27 protein-coding genes and 2 pseudogenes are annotated in these 16793 nt (G+C 59.2%); 9 read left to right on the forward strand and 20 right to left on the reverse strand.

Translation table 11 applies throughout. From position 1 onward, the window contains the following. Positions 1-224 precede the first annotated feature (224 nt). The 12 genes from ACS5Q1_RS15565 to ACS5Q1_RS15620 all read right to left on the reverse strand — a co-directional run bounded on the left by ACS5Q1_RS15565 (position 225) and on the right by ACS5Q1_RS15620 (position 5238). Entirely contained in the window at positions 225-365 is a 141-nt protein-coding gene (locus tag ACS5Q1_RS15565; RefSeq protein WP_473099061.1) for a hypothetical protein, read from the reverse strand. 39 nt (positions 366-404) lie between these two features. After that, complete coding sequence (locus tag ACS5Q1_RS15570; RefSeq protein WP_473099063.1) at positions 405-710, reverse strand: hypothetical protein; 306 nt, start codon at positions 708-710, stop codon at positions 405-407. Between the two features lie 52 nt (positions 711-762). Then, complete coding sequence (locus tag ACS5Q1_RS15575; RefSeq protein WP_473099064.1) at positions 763-1056, reverse strand: hypothetical protein; 294 nt, start codon at positions 1054-1056, stop codon at positions 763-765. Next, positions 1053-1262, reverse strand: a complete 210-nt coding sequence (locus ACS5Q1_RS15580; RefSeq protein ID WP_473099065.1) for a hypothetical protein — start codon at positions 1260-1262, stop codon at positions 1053-1055. Before ACS5Q1_RS15580 ends, ACS5Q1_RS15575 begins: the two co-directional genes overlap by 4 nt. Before the next feature lie 149 nt (positions 1263-1411). Next, complete coding sequence (locus ACS5Q1_RS15585; RefSeq protein ID WP_473099066.1) at positions 1412-1621, reverse strand: cold-shock protein; 210 nt, start codon at positions 1619-1621, stop codon at positions 1412-1414. 437 nt (positions 1622-2058) lie between these two features. Then, positions 2059-2877 (reverse strand): transglutaminase-like domain-containing protein, encoded by an 819-nt coding sequence (locus ACS5Q1_RS15590; protein WP_473099067.1) that lies wholly within the window; start codon positions 2875-2877, stop codon positions 2059-2061. A 380-nt stretch (positions 2878-3257) separates the two neighbouring features. Next, positions 3258-3566, reverse strand: a complete 309-nt coding sequence (locus ACS5Q1_RS15595; protein ID WP_473099068.1) for a hypothetical protein — start codon at positions 3564-3566, stop codon at positions 3258-3260. A 16-nt stretch (positions 3567-3582) separates the two neighbouring features. Next, positions 3583-3858 carry a hypothetical protein gene (locus ACS5Q1_RS15600; RefSeq protein WP_473099069.1) on the reverse strand — a complete coding sequence of 92 codons (276 nt, stop codon included), beginning with the start codon at positions 3856-3858 and terminating at the stop codon, positions 3583-3585. Positions 3859-4125: 267 nt separating this feature from the next. After that, positions 4126-4344, reverse strand: a complete 219-nt coding sequence (locus ACS5Q1_RS15605; protein ID WP_473099070.1) for a hypothetical protein — start codon at positions 4342-4344, stop codon at positions 4126-4128. 88 nt (positions 4345-4432) lie between these two features. Next, positions 4433-4654 (reverse strand): hypothetical protein, encoded by a 222-nt coding sequence (locus ACS5Q1_RS15610; RefSeq protein ID WP_473099071.1) that lies wholly within the window; start codon positions 4652-4654, stop codon positions 4433-4435. A gap of 79 nt (positions 4655-4733) precedes the next feature. Next, positions 4734-4952: a hypothetical protein gene (locus ACS5Q1_RS15615; RefSeq protein ID WP_473099073.1), complete on the reverse strand. Its 219-nt coding sequence runs from the start codon at positions 4950-4952 to the stop codon at positions 4734-4736. Between the two features lie 46 nt (positions 4953-4998). After that, positions 4999-5238 (reverse strand): hypothetical protein, encoded by a 240-nt coding sequence (locus tag ACS5Q1_RS15620; RefSeq protein ID WP_473099074.1) that lies wholly within the window; start codon positions 5236-5238, stop codon positions 4999-5001. 354 nt (positions 5239-5592) lie between these two features. Between ACS5Q1_RS15620 and ACS5Q1_RS15625 the strand changes: the two genes are divergently transcribed. The 3 genes from ACS5Q1_RS15625 to ACS5Q1_RS15635 all read left to right on the forward strand — a co-directional run bounded on the left by ACS5Q1_RS15625 (position 5593) and on the right by ACS5Q1_RS15635 (position 6441). Continuing rightward, entirely contained in the window at positions 5593-5745 is a 153-nt protein-coding gene (locus tag ACS5Q1_RS15625; RefSeq protein ID WP_473099076.1) for a hypothetical protein, read from the forward strand. A gap of 50 nt (positions 5746-5795) precedes the next feature. After that, positions 5796-6014 carry a hypothetical protein gene (locus tag ACS5Q1_RS15630; protein ID WP_473099077.1) on the forward strand — a complete coding sequence of 73 codons (219 nt, stop codon included), beginning with the start codon at positions 5796-5798 and terminating at the stop codon, positions 6012-6014. A gap of 223 nt (positions 6015-6237) precedes the next feature. Next, positions 6238-6441, forward strand: a complete 204-nt coding sequence (locus tag ACS5Q1_RS15635) for a hypothetical protein (protein WP_473099078.1) — start codon at positions 6238-6240, stop codon at positions 6439-6441. Between the two features lie 11 nt (positions 6442-6452). On the opposite strand, the gene ACS5Q1_RS15640 is transcribed toward ACS5Q1_RS15635, so the two are convergent. The 3 genes from ACS5Q1_RS15640 to ACS5Q1_RS15650 form a co-directional block, all read right to left on the reverse strand. Continuing rightward, positions 6453-6698 (reverse strand): hypothetical protein, encoded by a 246-nt coding sequence (locus tag ACS5Q1_RS15640; protein ID WP_473099079.1) that lies wholly within the window; start codon positions 6696-6698, stop codon positions 6453-6455. Between the two features lie 86 nt (positions 6699-6784). Continuing rightward, positions 6785-7183 (reverse strand): PRC-barrel domain-containing protein, encoded by a 399-nt coding sequence (locus ACS5Q1_RS15645; RefSeq protein WP_473099080.1) that lies wholly within the window; start codon positions 7181-7183, stop codon positions 6785-6787. A gap of 334 nt (positions 7184-7517) precedes the next feature. Beyond that, entirely contained in the window at positions 7518-7913 is a 396-nt protein-coding gene (locus ACS5Q1_RS15650) for a hypothetical protein (protein ID WP_473099081.1), read from the reverse strand. 60 nt (positions 7914-7973) lie between these two features. On the opposite strand from ACS5Q1_RS15650, the gene ACS5Q1_RS15655 reads away from it, so the two are divergent. Next, entirely contained in the window at positions 7974-8342 is a 369-nt protein-coding gene (locus ACS5Q1_RS15655) for a DUF6894 family protein (RefSeq protein ID WP_473099082.1), read from the forward strand. Between the two features lie 54 nt (positions 8343-8396). Next, positions 8397-8567 (forward strand): hypothetical protein, encoded by a 171-nt coding sequence (locus tag ACS5Q1_RS15660; protein WP_473099083.1) that lies wholly within the window; start codon positions 8397-8399, stop codon positions 8565-8567. Positions 8568-8586: 19 nt separating this feature from the next. Here the strand turns inward: ACS5Q1_RS15660 and ACS5Q1_RS15665 are convergent, their stop codons facing one another. Then, positions 8587-9696 (reverse strand): calcium:cation antiporter, encoded by a 1110-nt coding sequence (locus tag ACS5Q1_RS15665; protein WP_473099084.1) that lies wholly within the window; start codon positions 9694-9696, stop codon positions 8587-8589. A 230-nt stretch (positions 9697-9926) separates the two neighbouring features. Here ACS5Q1_RS15665 and ACS5Q1_RS15670 point away from each other — a divergent pair, with 230 nt between their 5' ends. Further along, a complete protein-coding gene (locus ACS5Q1_RS15670; RefSeq protein ID WP_473099085.1) occupies positions 9927-11705 on the forward strand; it encodes an SLC13 family permease in 1779 nt (592 codons plus the stop codon). 238 nt (positions 11706-11943) lie between these two features. Continuing rightward, positions 11944-12309 carry a hypothetical protein gene (locus tag ACS5Q1_RS15675; RefSeq protein WP_473099086.1) on the forward strand — a complete coding sequence of 122 codons (366 nt, stop codon included), beginning with the start codon at positions 11944-11946 and terminating at the stop codon, positions 12307-12309. 111 nt (positions 12310-12420) lie between these two features. Here the strand turns inward: ACS5Q1_RS15675 and ACS5Q1_RS15680 are convergent, their stop codons facing one another. The 3 genes from ACS5Q1_RS15680 to ACS5Q1_RS15690 form a co-directional block, all read right to left on the reverse strand. After that, entirely contained in the window at positions 12421-12681 is a 261-nt protein-coding gene (locus ACS5Q1_RS15680) for a DUF6894 family protein (RefSeq protein ID WP_473099087.1), read from the reverse strand. A gap of 98 nt (positions 12682-12779) precedes the next feature. Then, complete coding sequence (locus ACS5Q1_RS15685) at positions 12780-13004, reverse strand: hypothetical protein (RefSeq protein WP_473099088.1); 225 nt, start codon at positions 13002-13004, stop codon at positions 12780-12782. A 350-nt stretch (positions 13005-13354) separates the two neighbouring features. Continuing rightward, on the reverse strand, positions 13355-13819 hold the full coding sequence (locus tag ACS5Q1_RS15690; RefSeq protein ID WP_473099089.1) for a phasin family protein: 465 nt from the start codon (positions 13817-13819) through the stop codon (positions 13355-13357). 639 nt (positions 13820-14458) lie between these two features. Between ACS5Q1_RS15690 and ACS5Q1_RS15695 the strand changes: the two genes are divergently transcribed. Beyond that, positions 14459-14740: a hypothetical protein gene (locus ACS5Q1_RS15695; protein WP_473099090.1), complete on the forward strand. Its 282-nt coding sequence runs from the start codon at positions 14459-14461 to the stop codon at positions 14738-14740. A gap of 76 nt (positions 14741-14816) precedes the next feature. Here ACS5Q1_RS15695 and ACS5Q1_RS15700 read toward each other — a convergent pair. Then, positions 14817-15035 (reverse strand): annotated as a pseudogene (locus ACS5Q1_RS15700) (IS6 family transposase); the annotation flags it as partial. A 100-nt stretch (positions 15036-15135) separates the two neighbouring features. Between ACS5Q1_RS15700 and ACS5Q1_RS15705 the strand changes: the two are divergent. Continuing rightward, a pseudogene (locus tag ACS5Q1_RS15705) lies at positions 15136-16167 on the forward strand (IS110 family RNA-guided transposase). Positions 16168-16793: the final 626 nt, after the last annotated feature.

A 16793-nucleotide genomic window follows, 5' to 3' on the forward strand; every position in this document is an offset into this window, starting at 1 on the left:
GTTTTGGCAGGCCACCATTCGCTATCGTAGTAATGTGTACTGGCCCTCCTTAGGTCCAGCTGGGTGGACCGCGCCGCCCCAGTACGCGCACCTTTACACACTGCGCGACTGGTCGGGGGCGAAACTTTCGTTCGCGTCCCTACGCCAAATGGTAGGGCAGCGGACACTCTCCGCTGACTGCCAGGTGGGTCGACCTGGATTCCTCCCGGTCATGTGTAATGATGCTATCGCTTACCACCGGACGGTTTTGCTGGAGCACTGCCCTTGCCCTGGCTCACGAAGGGTGACGCTGCCTCGGCAACCTTCGGCTTCTCCTTTTTCGGCTTCTTCGCCTCGCGGTTTCCTCGTCTCTCGCCCTTGGCCATCACTTGTCTCCTTTGTCAGTCAATGGGTGGAAAATTGGATCAGTCGCGGGGTGCCCTGGCGAGCAGATGATCGAAGTCAGCCACCACTTGATCAATCAGTTTGCGGCGGCGTAGATCGCTTGCATCCAAGCTCTGCGCGAAAAGACCAAGCAGATAGCGTGCCTTCTCGATGGCCTCCGCCCAATCGGCGGCGGGTGCCGCTGCCAGCAGGTCTTCGAGTTCCGCCTGTCTCGTGCGCAGCGCTTTCTGGTCAGCTTCGACTTCTGACCGAAGACGGCGAAGGTCCGTCGCCTTCTGAGCCGCCATGCCACGATGAGCATCGAGATTGGTCGGTTGATCAGCCATCGTCTGGTTCCTCCGTGTCCGTTACCTGCGCATCCACTGGTGATTCGATCACTCAAGCACGCTCGATCAGCAGCCGGGCCAGCGTCTTGGCCAATCGCTCATTCTGTCCAACGGGTTCAGGCGTCACGTCGTGCCATTCATGTGCACGAAGCGACCAGCCGATGTCCGACAGGCTGCCGAGGGGTTCATGTGGCCAAGCGGGTTCGCCCGTAGGCGTCAGGATCATAAACAGCCGTGATGCCTTCATGCCGACGCGGGCGACATACAGGATCCCACCGTCCCGTCGAAGCCGCGCGACCGGTTCGTAAATCTGGGATCCGCGGAAGAACCCTTCGGCACTGGTCAAATCTCGGATGCCCGGGCTACGATCTCGCTTTCGCGCACCGCGCGCTCGCCGAAACCAGATGACTTGATCCGGTACGAGACTTCACCCGTCTGATCGGCCGGCATGAGGCGGGTCACCTCGTAGATGCCACCTGAACTTGCACGTTTATCCGAGAAATTCGGATGGGTGATGCGGACCAATTGATGAACTTTATACTTGTGAGACATTCGTTTCTCCTGAAGCGCGACCGATCCCAGGCTGTGAAGCACGGCGGCCGATGCGGGTGTTTACTGACACAAACAAAAAAAGCCGCCCCAGGCGGGAGCGGCTTCAAGGCATAGCGGCCAGGCCTATGTCCTGAGCCGATCATCAAAGATCACGCCGTCTCGATATTGTTGACGGCGATCTTGCCGGAGCGGCTGTCTTCCGCTGTATCAAAGGCAACCTTCTGACCTTCGACGAGGTTGCGCATCCCGGCGCGCTCAAGCGCGGTCGCATGGACGAACACGTCCTTGCTGCCATCGTTCGGTTGAATGAAGCCGAAGCCCTTCATGTCATTATAGAATTTCACAGTGCCAATAATCATTGGGTAATCTTTCACAATTGCTGTAAATGCACGTGAGCAAAGGCACGCGAAAGCGCGACCTTAACCCGGTTTCTCGATGTAATGGTAAGAAAGTCCGAACGTGCGCCTGACAGTGTCAAAAGCGAAACGACCCGATTGTCCGGCCAAAATCCGATAATATTTATATAGAACTTGTCTTAGATATTAACAAGCGCTGTCTTTCACATTCATTCGGACACGAAGAAACTATTTTTCCATTGGCCGACCGATGGATGTGCCTAACCACCACAGCGTCAGGGCAATTTCAATATTTATTGCCGTCGTCCAAGGCATATTCACCTGATGCTTCTGCCCACGCCTCCAGATCTGTACGGGAGATTGGACGCCAAGGTCAGATAAGACGATGAGGCTCGACTGGGCCGGTGCAAAGCCTAAAACCAACATATGAAAGCCGGCTGTCAGTGCCCAGATTCGATCAGTTCCTCAGTTGTCACCCGAAAATCCACCAGGGTGCTTGGCCCAAAGGTGAGGGTCAGCGGCACGTCGGCGGCATCGCGGCCGCGGGCGATCAGGATCCTGCCGATGCGCGGATCATTGTTGCGGGGATCGAAGGTATGCCAGCGACCACCCAGAAAGATCTCGATCCAGGCGGCAAAATCCTGCGGCGCGTGAGGCGGCGGGAGGCCGATGTCACTGATGTAGCCGGTACAGTAACGGGCCGGAATGTTGAGGCAGCGGCAGAACGTGAGCGCCAGATGAGCATAGTCACGGCACACGCCCTGCCTTTCGTCATTGGCTTCAGCAGCCGTGCGCGTTGCCCGTGAGTGCTCGTAGCCGAAGGTAATATGATCGTGCACATAGTCGCAGATCGCTTGCACGCGAGCCCAGCCCAACGGCGTTGTTCCAAACAGGTTCCAGGCGACGTCGGAGAGGCAATCCGTTTCGCAGTATCGGCTTCCCAGCAGGAAGAGCAGGGTTTCTGCGGGAAGGCTCTGGATCTGGATCTGCTCGGCTCCCGGATCTGTCACGTCCCACTGGCCTGTGTCGCGGACCACGGTTTCTGTCGTGAGGCTGATCCTGCCGGCCGGGGCCACGAGTCGGTTGCACCAGTTCCCGAAACTGTCCCGGTACCCCTCCACAGGTACGACTGGCGTCGTGATCAGGTAATCGGGCCGCTCCAGGTCGGACACTCTCGACGAGTGCACATTGAGGATCGCGATCATGGGCGTGACTTGCCCGAACTCGTAGGTCATCTCGCAGCCGACGCGGATCCGCATGATCTCTCCTCAACCGCTGAGCCGGGTAAGCGCCAGGTTACTGTCGATTGCCGCTGATCCTCACCCGGATTGCGCCAGCAGCTGTTGCGTTTGCGCTTCCCGACTGCAGTTAAGGCAGCCTTGAGGGATGCAAAGGGTCTATGCTCGATGCCAGCCATGGTCTCCAGAGCATGCCGGCCGGGTGGTCTGTGAACTGCCTCGTGGTTGCCTCCTCAGTCCGACTATCGGGCGGCGAGCAGATCTGTCGGGCTCCCTGCCTTGCCGTCGTCTGTTTGTGTCACGATAACATCCAAGCATACTCCCCACTTCTACGCCGGTCGATTGCCAGGGCTGTTGGTGAAAGTGCGTCTTGATACAAGGCGCCATTCGCCGAAAGGTGGTCAGTTGCGCCAGCTTTGCGGTGTGGCTGGCAACTCTCCCGTGACGTCCACGTGGGCAACGTCGCTTACCGAAAGCAGTGCTTTCGCGGAGAACGTGAGATCGAGGAGGCGGCCCTCATCCGTGATGAGCTGAACGTCTCTGCGGCCGAACACATCCTTGAGAGCGGCGGCAGACAGCTGGATCTCGCCACAACATGTGACTCCGACCGGCTCCCTGAAGAAGCCATCAAAATCGTAGGACACCCGCGCGATGGGCTCGCCGTTGCACTGCAGTACGCCACGTCCTGAGAGCCCGCCGAGATAACGCATGCTCGTCTCCTTTGAGCTATGAATTCTGAAGCTGCGCCCGCCCATCGGCCTCCAGAGCGGCTGCGAGTTCTGCCGAATTGACATGGAACACCTGAGTAGGGCTGCCAGAAATTGAAATCGCCGGGAGGTGCAGCATTGTGGCCGTACGTTGGAAGGCGAGGAATGAGAGGCCGAGGATCTCCTCCTCGTCTGTCACAAGCCGGTAGGTCCCTGCTGGCTGAGGGCTATCGAGAGAGGTCAACATGAACGGGTGTCTGAAGGTGACAGCCGTCTCAGTGGTTCGGGTTGCCATGATACTCACCTCATCTCTTTTTCTTGGGAGAACTGATCGGGGACAGCATGCCTCTCGTTAGCACGGCTGGTGTCGCCTCGGTCGCCGGCTGCTTGTTCGCTTTGGGCTTTCGGATCTCCCGATGACTGCGTTTTTGTCCTTTGGCCATAATGATCTCCTGTGAACCTGATCGATTGCTACGGTTAGCGGAAAGGCCCTGTTCCGCCAGCCGTTACGTCTGCGTTCGCGTTGACGCCTCACGTCATGCCCCCGAGCAGGGCGGGCTGTTCAATGCACGTCAGCGACTTCTTGCCTGGCGGACCTCAACAGCGCGACAACGTCAGCTGGGGACTGTTTGACGTGAAGGGAGTGAGCTCTGTCACTTTCGTTGATCGTCGTGACCAGCCAAGCATGCCCATCCTCGCCAGAAGCGCTGAACCAGAGCACGTTGTCAGTATTTACGAAGACGCTGCTGCCATTGCTGTCCGTCAAGTTGATCCAGGCCATGTGATTTCTCCAAACGGTGGATTGGGCGAGTAAGATCACGTTGCTGGGGTATCCCGATCAAACTCGACCTCTGAGCCCCGCAGGCATACTAAACGGAGGACACGTAAGGCCGCCCTCCTGAGTGCCACTCAAGGCGAAACTGGCAAACGATGCCTTGGCTGAAGACGCGGGTGTCCTGTCCGGTCTCTTCAGCCCTGGCGACAGCGCTGCGAACGGCGGCTTCTCGCGACGGATACTCGCCGCAGTGTTTGCCATCGATCCTGGTCCGCCAGGCCCCGTGATGATGGACAACGTAGACTTCACTCGCCATGGTACACGCTCCTTTGAGGCATAGGATCATCTGCTTGCCCGCAAGGGGATCGCAGCCCCGCCGATTTCGACAAGAGATGCTAGAACTGCTTGCCTGCCATCCAGCCTTGGACATCCGCCTTGGCGGTCTCATAGGGCAGGCTGTAGCGCACCTTCACCAGGGTGATCAGCTGCTCTTCATTCTTGATCTGCGACAGGTCCAAAGGGGTCAGGCAGTTCCACTGACGCTTCGCGTCGCTGCGGTACCCGATCTTGCGGGTTACGGTCTCCTGGCTTTCGCCGCCTTGATAACCAAACATTGTCGCCTCCATCATTGGGGCTGGTCTCACTCGTGCAGCGACCGGCTCAAAGCTGCTTATCCAGGGCCCAGAACTCAACATCCCGGGTGGCCTGCTCCCGGGAGAGGCTATAGCTCTCTTCGACCTTCTCGATGAGTTCTGATGTGGTTCGCACCCCCGACAGCTCTGCCGCTGTCAGCCGCAGCCAGGTCGCTTGCGCGATCTGCATCGCGTGAGGCGTGAGGCCCGGGTGATCATGATCCTGGTAATGCTCAAGATCGAACGTAACGCTTTTGCTCAGACACATGGCGGGCCTCCACACGGGGCCACATCCTCTCGCAAGCCAACCGTGGCCTGGAGCGAAAATGACAGAAAATAAAAAGAAAATAAAAAGTCGTCCTTATCTGATATGGGGCCAAATCGTATGATTACATCGGGAGCAACAAATAAAATTAGAATATGACTGATCTTATATCTAATATTTCGCTAGGGTGTATACTGCTTGATTGATAGACAACCCAATGACTAGGTATATTTGCCTAGCAATGCGCCTGATTCATCGGAGGAAGTCCGAAATGTTAAGCCAAGCGCTTTTCTCTGTCTTGCTGATCGCCGGATGCCTCGTTGTGTATGAGGCGGGCATTTGGAAGGGACCGGTAAAATGGCCTCGTTCACCGAGATGATGAAGGACGAGATGGTCAACAGATCCCACCTGCCCTGGAGCAACGATCCCCTGGTCCTCACGTTGATCGCCGTACTGGCTGGAGCGTCAATCGCCATGTCCTTCAGCCTCGTGCATGGCTGGACATGGTGACGAACGACCAGAGTGACCAATTTCGCTCGTATTCTGGATAGGAGGTCGTCATGAGAATGCATCGCTACGCTGTGGGACAACCCGTCAGCTACGCCGAAGATCATTCGCCCAACGACATCTGGCGGGGCGGATACGAGATCGTCTTCCTGCTTCCTGCCGGCGACCGGGAGCCCCAGTATCAGATCCGGAGTGCTGATCAGAGTTATGACCGGGTCGTGTGGGAATCCCAGCTACAGGAAGATCTTAGTGCGCGGGGACGATGCAGCTGAGTGGAAGCCGGACACGGAAAACGCAGGTGGAGCGGGAGCCGCTCTTAAACCGGCGCAACATAGCCGAGCCCGATCAGATCAGGCAACTCGCCCAACAGATCCGGGAGAGCTGGTTTCGGCAGTTCTCCGAACGCGAGCACCGCCTTCTAACTCAGATCGCAACCTGCCGTCATATGACTTGAAACGTCAAGCACGCGCTCCAATAGCTCCGTGGAATCGCGTTGTGGCCGGTCTCGATTACAAGATCAACCTGAAGGGTGGGATCCAGATCATGGCCCTGCATGAGAAGCTGGATCGCATCCTGATCCAGAACCTTGAGCAGGTCGTTCGTAAGCAGCAAGAACAACTGCAGCTTCTTACGAAACACTGCAAGATGCGCTTCGAACCTTTAAGGGCTCGTCCCGCCTTGGTAGAAGGGTGCCTGTGACCTCCAGCGTGTCAAGACTTGATGATCTCAACGTAAATCTGTTCGATTTGGCCGAAATCCAACGAGCTCCCATCGATGAGTTTTATGCGGGCGCTTCCACGATATCGCTCCGGTAAGGATTCGAGCGTAAAGACGACAGCATCGCGGAGATTGCTGAACTGCCGAACAGTTCCGGGATCTCCCGTCTCCTGCCGTGTCGGCTCGTCGGGAGCGGACCAGGTGAGTTGAGCCGCTTGGTTGAGATTAGGGTCACTCATCGCGCCTACTCTCCTTCTTGGACAGCCAGAGCCGGGTACCATGGTGCGCGAACAAAGAAGCGATGCCAAGACCTCGGTGAGAAGGATCAACGCCTCCACTTGCCTTCATACCGGAACTCCGGGGCGGATTTCAGCTGCTCAAGGTCCGCGTTCATCGTCGCCTGCCACTTGGTCTCGCCTTCGGTGTACCGGATCGAGATCGCGGAGGGATCGACCGCCACGTAGCGCTGGCCGCGGCCCAGGAGCTCCCCGACGGACAGCACGACCCCGACGATCTGGCCGCCCTCGAAGACGACATCCTCGATCTTGCCCATCTCTTTGCCGCTGGCGCTTTGGACGTTCAGGCCGATCAGCCGGGAACTCAGAATGGCATTGTTGCCGATCGTGATGAACTTGGGCGCACTCGACGCTGGCGGGGTGCTCTGAGCCTGAGCGACACTGGACCAACCGAGCGTGACGAGAAGGATAATCGCGGATAAGCGCATCGAAGCCTGTCCCTAAATTGCAGCCCAAAGCCAACCTCGCTCAGGATAATGGCCGATTCAGGAGCATTGTCCGCTGCCGTTTGGCCGGAAGACTCACGGTCTGGCGCGAGGGCAGGGCATCTGCATTCTCGGCGAGCGAGAGATGCCGTGACAAACAACGGAAGGAATGTGAAGCGATCCGGGCATCGGGCATCGGGCAGCGACAGTGAGACTATCTGTTAGGGAACTGGGTTGAGCTCACCATATACAAGCTCGGAGCCGCCCAATGCGCTCCTGAAGGAATGTCTATGCGGATCATGATAGCGACAGCCGTGTTTGCCGTGTTCATGGCGCCTCATTCTGTCTCGGCCCAGGACAGAGCTGCACCGGATGCAGGAACCCCAAAGGTGTCAGCATCAAAGCCGTATACGGCCGAGGAATCGGCCGCGATGGCAAAAGCGGCCCGGGCCAAGGCCGAGGCGCAGGAACGGATTTGGGATCGCAAGATGAAGATTATCACGAGAGGCATCTGCACAGGCTGCTGAGCCAGGCGTGGCGTGTCTGGTGGGTACGCAGTTTTACCATAGGCCATGTCGTTGCGGGCGGTGATCGCAGCTGGCCGGTCGTCGCTGGAGCGCCAGGCGAGCCGCAGGCGCAGGACCTCAGGCATGTCGCCTCGGGCGGAGGGCGACAATGGCCAATCGCTGTATCCGGAAAGCAGTTCAGCCGGAACGGATGAGTCATCCTCCATTGAGCGCCTCACGCCGGGAACGGTCATCAAAAAGCCGGGTAAATGCCCCATACTTCCACAATGAGCAAAGACCCAAAAAAGCAGAGCCAGCGTCAGGATCTCAAGCGGTGGGATGATGAGGGCGGTGCGCCCCGATCAGGTCACCACTTTAGCGAGCCGCCGGCATCGCAACCCAGGACGGAAACGGCTCTCTACTACCTCAACATCCGGACCGAGAGCGGTGTGATCGAGGATCCTGAAGGGGAGACGTGCCCTGACCTTCAGGCCGCGCGAGCTGCTGCAATCGCCAAGGCTCGCGCCATGATCACCGATGGCGACCAGAAGGGTGAGGATCGGCGAAGCTGGCGCGTCGAGATCACGGACAGAGCCAATCAGCCTGTCTTGACCGTGATGTTCTCGGAAGCGCTTGATCCCAAGCCGAGTGGTTAGGCTGAGCGAATTCGACCACCTCAGCATAACTGAAGCGCAGAAGGTGAAGCCGGTATGAACAAAGGTTTTCTCGGAGCCGCCCAGGATGTTCTCACCGCGATCTGGAAGGCGATGAGACGCCCGGAGGGGCACCAGGTGCCGTCTTCGAAGGTCAAGCTTAATGGGCGGCGAGGCTATGGCGACGGGGAAATCCCGTTCCCCGATCAGAAGCCGGATGAGCCGTAATCTCAAGTGAGGTCTTCCTCTAAGGGACGAACACGAGGAACAGGAACGTCGCAAAGATCACGAGGTGGACGACGCCGTAGAGAATGTTGGTTCGGCCGGTGCCGAAGGTGAGAAGGCTCGCAATAGCCGTCAGCATGAGCAGGACGGTGTCCTCGCCATCGAGCCCCAGCACAAGGTCCTTCTGGAGCGTGAGGTTGATCGCCGCGACCGCAGGAATTGTCAGGCTGATGGTGGCAAGCGACGATCCCAGCGCCAGATTGAGGCTCTTCTGCAGCTGATTGGCTCGCGCCGCCCGAACCGCCGCCACGCTCTCCGGCAACAGGACCAGCAGGGCTACGACGACCCCCACGACGGCTTCAGGGGCACCAACGAGCGTCGTGCCGGCCTCCACGACAGCGGCAAACATCTTCGAGAGCAGGACAACGGCGCAGAGCGACAGGGTGAGCAGAACCGCGCTGACCATAAGGGCGCGGTTTAGCGGCATGTCCGAGCTCGGATCACGCCCCTCTGTGTCGAGCACAAGGAAGTAGTCCCTGTCGCGCACGGTCTGGATGTAGAGGAACCCGCCATAAAGAGCCAGGGTGATCAGGGTCACGAAGACAAGTTGGCTGGGCGAATAGAACGGCCCGAGGCGAGCCTGGGTGTAGTTCGGCAGAACGAGGGTGATGGTTGCGAGCACGATGAGAACGACGAGGTAGGCACTTGCGCCCGTCACCCGAAAGCCTTGTTCGCGATAGCGCATTCCGCCGAGCAGGATGCACAGGCCGACGAGTCCGTTGCCGACGATCATGATCACCGAAAACACCGTGTCACGGGCAAGCGCCGGGCTGCTCTCGCCGCCCAGCATGATGGAGGTGATGAGTGCGACCTCGATCACCGTCACGGCAATGGTGAGGACGAGGGTGCCGTAGGGCTCTCCCGTGCGGCGCGCGATCACCTCGGCATGGTGGACGGCCGCAAACACGGTGCCGATCAGGAGCAGGATCAGTGCGGCGGCGAAAATGATCCCACTTGGCGAGGAGATGGTGTCACCGCTGAAGCCATAAGCGGAGGCGAGCGCACAGAAGAACAGCGCGGCGGCAGGGATCGTCCACACTGAGTGGACCGATAATTGGCTGAACTTGAACATGCCTCTGCTTTCCGCCTTTGAGCAACTGGGATCCTTGGACGGCGTCTGAGACAACAGATGCCCTAAGACCATGCTCTATGGATGGTGGGCCGCGGCGACGATGGATTGTAACGCCGGAACCGGGTCGCGCCGAGAAATGTCCCCCTGTACATTGCAGACAGGACAGCAGGACCAATCGGATCAGGAAGTTGCGCGTTATCTTTCCCCGTAGCACGGTCAAGGGTGGAAAGATGACGCAGGACCAGACCCTCGCCTTCACCATACTGGCCGGAATGATGGCCCTGTTCGTCTCGGGGCGGCTCCGTTACGATCTCGTCGCTGTCCTAGCCCTTCTTGCCGCTGTGTTCACCGGCATCGTGCCGCACAAGGCAGCCTTCTCCGGCTTCGGGGACGACATCGTCATCATTGTCGCGAGCGCGCTGATCGTCAGTGCGGCGGTCGAGCGCTCCGGCGTGCTGGAGGCGGCCCTCCATCGAGTCTCGCCTTACATCACGTCAGTGCAGGGCCAGATCGTGGTTCTTGTGGCGGCGGTCACGATCCTGTCCGCCTTCGTCAAGAACATCGGCGCACTGGCGATGATGATCCCGGTCGCATTCCAGTTGGCGCGTCGCTCCCATGCCTCGCCCTCGTACTTTCTCATGCCAATGGCCTTCGGCTCGCTGCTTGGGGGCCTGATCACCCTCGTCGGCACCTCGCCCAACATCATCGTGTCCCGTGTGCGCGAGGAATTGACGGGTCAGCCCTTCGGCATGTTCGACTTCACCCCGGTCGGCGTCGGTCTCGCGGCAGCCGGCGTGGCGTTCCTGGCTTTTGGCTATCGGCTGCTGCCCGGCGGTCGCAAAGCCGCCGCGACTATGGACGAGGCCATCGATCTCACCGATTATACGACGGAGGCGCGGGTGACCGCGAAGTCGCCGGTCGTCGGGTATACCGTGGGCGATCTGGCCAGACTGTGTGACAACGAGGTTCTGGTGACGGGCCTCGTCCGGAACAAGACTGAGCGCACGACGCCTCTGCCGGATGCTGTCCTCCACAAAGATGATATTGTTCTCCTGGAGGGTGATCCGGAGGCGCTTGAACGGGCCGTCGCCCGTGCTCATCTGGAGCTCGAAGGTGACGACCGCCCCACGGAAGGCAAGGATGCCGATGAGGAGATCGGGGGAATCGAGGCCGTCGTAGGACCGACCTCGATGCTGATCGGTCAAACGGCCAAGCGCATGGCGTTGCACGAGCGTTTCAACATCAATCTCCTTGCGGTCAGTCGCAGCGGTGAGCGGTTTACCGAGCGCCTGCGGGATATCACCTTGCAGACTGGTGACGTCCTGGTGCTGAAGGGCGATCTTTCCCGGCTTCCGGACAAGCTGAAGGAACTCGGCTGCCTGCCGCTGGCCGAGCGGGAAATCCGCCTGGGCAATGTGCGGCAGGGCCTCGTCCCGGTGGTGGTCCTCGGCGGTGCCATGGGGCTCACGGCGATCGGCGTGCTGCCCGTCGCCACTGCCTTCTTCACGGCCGCCGGCCTGATGATCCTGCTTCGGGCGCTCTCGCTGCGCGAGGCGTACGAAGCTGTCGATTGGCCCATTCTGGTGATGCTGGGGGCCCTGATTCCGGTCAGTGAATCGATCCGCACGACCGGTGGCGCCGATCTCCTGGCCGGATGGCTGTCGCAGCTTGCCAGCACCCTCCCATCCTATGGTGCGCTAGCGCTGATCATGGTGGCGGCCATGGCCGTGACGCCGTTCCTGAACAATGCGGCGACGGTGCTGGTGATGGCTCCCATCGCGGCGACCTTTGCCGGGCGACTTGGCTACAGGCCCGACGCCTTTCTCATGGCGGTTGCGGTGGGTGCAGCCTGCGATTTCCTGACGCCGTTCGGGCACCAGTGCAACACGCTGGTAATGGGACCGGGAGGATATCGGTTTGGTGATTACTGGAGATTGGGGCTCCCGCTCTCCTTTATCGTTGTCTTGCTTGGCCTGCCGCTTATTCTGCTCGTGTGGCCGTTGATCTAACGAATACACTTGGCTCAAACCCCTCTTGAAGAAATTGTTGGAGCGGAAACCGAACAGCAACTCGTGTTCTCTGGTGGCCTTCCACCGTGATAGTACCTTTGATGCTACGGGCCATGCCGTCAATTCGGCGTCTGCCCAAGCAGCTTAGCATTCAGCCTGCCTCTGGTGGGCTGTGTAGCTCGCGAACCGAAGTGGCCGAAACCTTGTTGTCAGGTTCGACTTCGTCTCTGAAGGCACCATGCACCTGCGCTTCCGGACATCATACTTGGTTTATCTCGTCCTGCTGGTGGTCAGCCTCGGAGCAACGTCCTACGTCGCCTATCAGATCGTCGGTTTTCTTGGGGTAGGCGTCCTCGGTCTGATCATCGGGGCGATCGCCCTTACTGTCGAATTGCAGCGGGGTGGCCCTGACGGCTTCTACAATGCCACTAACCTCTATGCCCAGCACAGGGCCGCTGTGGAGCGCATGCCCACCGTCGAGAGAGCCGAAAGGCGTGCCGAAATCGAAAGCGCCGCAATACCTCTGCTTGTAGCAAAGACCGTGAGCGCCGGGCTGATTATCGTCGGATTCGGGCTCTTCTTTGTCTTTCAACTCGGCGCCTAGCTCCAAGCTTCAGACTTGCGAAATCCATCATCACCCAAGAATCCAGATACACGGGCTCAGCGTATGCTCATTTCATTAAGGGAGTTCTCGGAATTACGCGGCGTTTCTTCCTCACGCGGTTAGAAGCGGCGCCGCAGAATTGACTCGGTGAACCTCCATCAGCACCATCACGGTCCCCACCAGCTGGCGGTGTTCGTCCCGCATCTCGACCGTGACCTTATGGGTATCGCTTCTCGGTAGCCGCTCCCGCATGATCTCCGCCGCTGCCTTAGCCGCTGCGCATTCGGCGGCGTCCAGGCTGTCGAACTCAAGGCCCTCGTCATCGGGCGTGAAGCTGCCGTCGTCCCGCATGTCGAAGTAGAAGCGTGGCATCGCGACCCCTCTGAGAGGATGCCTACAAACTCAGGAGGGGGCGGTTTGTTCGTCGTTCCACACAGGCCTCCTTGGAAATTCGCGGCCCCACAGTGCCGTTAAGGCTCAGTTCCCAGAGCTTCGAAGAGTGCGACACGACCAAGCTCGACCCTGATTGCTCGTGCCGTCTTTGGTCCGATACCTGAAAACCGCTCGATCCGGTCCACAGTAGCGGTTAGCTGGGGGAGCGTCGTAATGTTCTCTCTATCCAGCACGATCCAAGCGTTCAGCGGCAGACGGAGACCTCGAATGGGTCCCTCGCCGTCGTCAAAAAACTCATCCATCTGCTTCACCTTGGAGCTCGGCGGTTCCACGCACGTGTGATTTTAATCGGGAGAGGATGGCCCGGACATGCGCGAGAACCCGTGCGGCCTGCGCTTCCGCGATCAAGATTTCGATGTCGATTGGCGGATCCGGAAGAGGGCTATCAGGCATTTATGCGCTCCGCACGACAGGCGGGAGCACATAGCCCTCAGCCGCTGACGCCTGTGAGACACAAGTCAGCGATCGCTCACTCATAGGCTTTTATGGAGCTTCTGCAAATTCCGCCGCCTTGACACGGTAGACAGCAGAAGAGGGCCAAGGCGGCCCCTCGGTCGCCTTTCGGGTCATCTGCACCGAGTACTCAAAAGCCCTAGGCCACACGGTGGGCCTTTTTCGTCTGAGCCGTGAGGGTCTGGCTGGCCTCATTCGCCACCCGCGTGGCGACCTCGGCAATCCGGCGCGTGCTCTCAATGGTCTGCTCCAAATTGTCCCGCACGAGGTTGGTCTGGGCAGCCATGAAGTCTGGAATGGATCGGCAGCGTGCCAGCGCGCCGAAATCATCGAGGTTCTTCTGCAGGCGCTCCTGCATGAGACTGAAACACTCGCGAGAGAGGTCCTGCCCCCCACGCGTCAGCAAAGCGGCAGCGTTGGTGACGACCTCAAGGTTTTGGGAGGTCTGGCGGGAGAGGTCCACACCTCCCTCGCTCGTCATGCCAAAAGCCTGCGTCACCTGATCTGTGAAGCGCTGGGCGCTCGCGGAGGCCGAGTGTAGACCAGACCGCATGGGATCGTGTGTCGTTTTCGAATGGCGCGTCGTATGTTGATCGACAGACATCTGTTTTTTCCTAAAATAGATAAATACAATTACCAGTAATTATAGCATTTCGGGCTATGTTGTAGCTTCTTGTGCTTGGGTTTTATTTATGTCTCTTAAATAATATTTACACTAAATTGAGTTTTTAATGAGGCACATAACAGGATTTACTATTCATATCCAACCCGTCTCGATTTTAGGCGCATACCCTGCACCAGACTAGATCAAGGTCATTCCAAAAGGGGCTTCCGCGAAATCCGGCCCAAGGACCTTGATGCAGCCAAGCGCTGGGCTGCGGACATCGGGCCAATCGTGGAGGACATCCAGGCCAGTGGCGCCACGTCTCTCTGGCAGATTGCGGCGGCTCTGAATGAGCGACACATCAGAACCGCCCGAGGCAAAGAATGGATGCCTACCCAGGTGATGCGGGTTATGGAGCACGAACAAGCCCCGTCCCAAGTTGGCTGAACGGGGCTGAGGCAGTGGAGGCGATGTGCGTGATGGGGGTGCACAAGGGGTTGCGGGGAGCCTCCGCAGTAAGACAACCCGTAATCTCCATAGAAGCTTGCACTACAGCGCCATAGCACTAAAAACCTGTAGTGCTATGGCGCTGTAGTTTTATGACATTGTAGCGCGGCTCGGCCAAAAAGGAGAATGAGGATGCCATGGATTCCTGTTTGGGATGGCACTGTTGATGGCCGCCATGTCGTTGTCGAGAAGCACAGTAATGGGCCAGAGTTGCGTGCGAGCACGATCCAGAAGGAAGATGCTCCAGGGACTATTACCCACGATGATGGGGGTGTGGTCTTCCCGTCTTCTGTCTGGAAGGGCGACCGTATCGAGATTGAAGGGGAAGACAAGGCTGACCTCGAGAGGAATCTTGTCAGTGATGGTGGGTTCTCGGCGTCTGAAGCAGCCGACATCGTCCGCAACATCCCCTAACTAGGGGGCAGCGCAAGGGGCGTTGTCACATTAACCGGCACCGGCGCGCTGAGGCAAACTCGCTCACCTAACGGACTCACGCTGCAACGCCGGCTGCAGACTTCCATCCCGCGATGGCACTGAGGCGATGCAGATGGGTAGCAAGGGCAGAGCCGTGAGTGCGAGACGGAACGAAGAGATTGCGCACAGCCGAGAAGACATTGACGAACCTCTGCAGGCTTCCCGGTGATCGAAAGCCCTGCATCATCCCCTCGCGCTTTCTCAACGGCAAATGCGAATTCTCGGATGAGGTATTCGGCCTGGCGCCGCCTCTGCCACATCGCCATGAGGTGCAGCGTTCCAGGCTGATGGTACAACGAGGTCACGGCCTCGAGCCTCAGTGGGAGAAACGCAACATGAAGCACTATGCGGGTTTGGACATCGCGGTCAAAGAAACCTCCGTGTGCATCCTGGACGAGACGGGGAAGATCTGCCGTGAGGTCAAGGTCGTCAGCCATCCGGGGGATCTTGTGCAGGTCCTGCGGGACGCTGCCTGGCACCTCGAGCGGGTTGGTCTTGAGGCGGGCCCACTCTCCCAATGGCTCTTCGAGGGGCTTGCCCAGGCCGGGCTTCCCGTTGTGTGCATCGAGGCGCGGCACACCAGGGCTTTTCTCAAAGCTCAGGTGAACAAGACGGATCGCCACGATGCCCGTGGCATCGCCCAGATGATGCGTGTCAACCTCTTCCGCCCAGTGCATGTGAAGACGCTCTCAAGTCAGAAGCGCCGGGCTCTGCTCACCGCTCGCAAGCTCCTGCAGGAGAAAGCCCTCGCGGTTGAGAACGACATCCGCGGTCTGTTGCGCAACTTCGGGCTCAAAGTCGGGACCGTCGGGGCGGTTCGGTTCGAGGTGCGCATCCATGAGCTCATCGAGAGCATGCCCGATCTGATCGAGGTCATCCAACCGCTGCTGCAGGCCCGTCGCGAGTTGCGCGAGCACTTTGCCACCCTGCATCGCAAGCTGCTGGCACTGGTCCGCAATGATGAGGTGTGTCGGCGCCTGATGACGGTTCCGGGAGTGGGGCCGGTGGTGTCCCTGGCCTTTGTGGCGACGATCGACACACCAGCCCGGTTCCGGAGCTCCAAGGCGGTGGGGCCTGCCTTGGGGCTGACACCCGTCCTGCATCAGTCAGGGGAGAGCAGCCGGGTCGGCCGGATCTCGCTGTGCGGGGACGCCATGATGCGAACGCTGTTGTTTGAGGCGGCTCAGACCATGCTCACCCGCATGACCCGCTGATCCTGGCTGAAAGCCTGGGCCATGAAGGTGGCCCAGCGGCGTGGCGGACGAAAGGCAGTCGTCGCACTAGCCCGCCGGTTAGCGACCATCCTGCATCGCATCTGGTCGGATGGAACCGAATTCCGCTGGACCCGAGAGGTTCGGGCCGCATGACCAGGCCTGTCTGAGCCGAAGCTGTCGCGCCAGAAGCACAAGGTTCCGCCTGAAGGCGGATGTCTGTCCCTCGCGGGACGATGAATGAGGTGGGTCCGCACAGTCGGGTGTTCCTCCGGTCATGCAAGACAGGAAGGACGCGGTCCAGATCGTTCCACTTCATTCATCTGACCCCATAGTGGAAGGGCCGTTAGGCCGATTCCGGAGAGAAGCGAGAGCCCGCGGGACAGTTCCAGCCGCGAGGCCGAGGCGTCCGAAAGTGCTTGACTGGAGGCGGCTGAATAGAGAAGGCCGACTGTGCTAATCTGCATGGCGGACGCTCCCTCTCCTTGTGGCCCTCTTCATGACGACCACCCTTTGGCACTTTGATGCCGGTGAGCAGGGAGCGTCCACTCCATCAACTTAAGCAAATCGGAGCTGTTTGCTCGCGTCATGCCCGACTCTAACCCATCGAAAGTACATGCTCTGGTTCAGGCCGGGAACCCGCACAACGCGAGTAAAGCCCGTTAAGTTGATGGAGTGGACGCTCCCTGCTCACCGGCATCAAAGTGCCAAAGGGTGGTCGTCATGAAGAGGGCCACAAGGAGAGGGAGCGTCCGCCATGCAGATTACCACAGTCGGCCTGG

The organism is Microvirga sp. GN3, assembly GCF_055792825.1.